General features: G+C 46.0%; 1 protein-coding gene and 1 pseudogene. Both read right to left on the bottom strand.

The genetic code is table 11. From position 1 onward, the window contains the following. Positions 1–192: 192 nt before the first annotated feature. Positions 193–900: an antA/AntB antirepressor family protein gene (locus tag Q0954_RS34005; RefSeq protein ID WP_299466553.1), complete on the bottom strand. Its 708-nt coding sequence runs from the start codon at positions 898–900 to the stop codon at positions 193–195. Between the two features lie 6 nt (positions 901–906). Next, positions 907–1157 (bottom strand): annotated as a pseudogene (locus tag Q0954_RS34000) (helix-turn-helix domain-containing protein); the annotation flags it as partial.

The following is a 1157-nucleotide window of genomic DNA, read 5'->3' as shown; positions in this document are numbered from 1 at the left end:
GCTACGTGACAATCGCCTGTGTATCTTAAAGCCATCAGTTTTTTTGCTTGTTTGGTTTGAGTGGCTATTAAGCAAGGAATGGACAGAGTAAAAAGGTGGGGTTTATGGGAGTGTAGTTTTTTGGGGCAGGTTGGTAGATGGCAGAGTTGCAGGTAAATTTCATTCACTAAAAAAGGGGCAAAAGCCCCTCCTTTACTCCACAAATAACTCTATCGCTAAGTCATACGCCTGGGTGATGTAGCCCCTGCTTTCTATCCAGGCAATGGGGGTTTTATCGGCTCTTTGGGCAAGGTGGTACACTTGCAGTTGATAACGCACGGAAAACTGGCGGTAAAAAGTAGCATACACTTCCTGGGGTGGTATTCCTTTGGCGAGCGCATAAGACTTGATGATGTGGTCAAAGGCACGGCGGGTATCCACAAAAAGTGCTTGCGAAGGGTCTTTGTTGATAGCCGCCAGGTAAGCCTTGGCATCTTCCCTTTCTTGTTCCAGATCGGTGATTCGTTCCTCGTGGTCGATCAGGGTTTCCACGCTTTCTTTGAGGATTTGAAGTTTGTTCTTGCCTTTGGTGAGCGCCTTCAATCGTTTTTCGCATTCCAAAAAATACAACCTTACTTCGCGCCCTTTTTCGGTTTGGGCAAGCATGGCAAAAGACTTGGCGCAGTCGATGGTTAGCTGGTAGGTTTTTATTTTTCGGGTTACTTGCCTTTTGCCCTCTTTTTGAACTTTAACCTCCCGGTTAAAGTTGAAATCTACCCCCTGAGTGAAGTTTTTTTGAAGCATTTGTTCGGCTTTTTGTTTAGTGGAATACCCACACCATTGCCAAAAGGCATCAAATTCTACCGGAAAGGCTTGGTGGCTTTGCAGGTAAAGGGTAATCTCGTTCATTAAATCTTCCATTAGTTTTTAGTTTGATTTGTGTTGGTTATTGATCAGTTGTTTTACTTCGTTGCCCAAGGCAGTGATTCTATAAATTTCGCTGCCAAACATTTGCAGGCGTTGGGCTTTACGCCATAAGTCTTGCAGTTGCCCGTGAACTACGGCCAGCGTGTGGGCGGGGTAATCTTTGAACTGTTCCCGCTGAGCTTCGAGTGCCGATAATTGGTGGCATACCCCAGTGGTTTGTCTCGTCAGGCTCATCAGGTTGGGCTGAGGTT

Origin of the sequence: uncultured Microscilla sp. (assembly GCF_947493425.1) — a bacterium.
Taxonomy (GTDB): domain Bacteria; phylum Bacteroidota; class Bacteroidia; order Cytophagales; family Microscillaceae; genus Microscilla.
The sequence above is the reverse complement of the archived record's forward strand: the minus strand, read 5'-3'. Positions and strand labels throughout refer to the sequence as shown.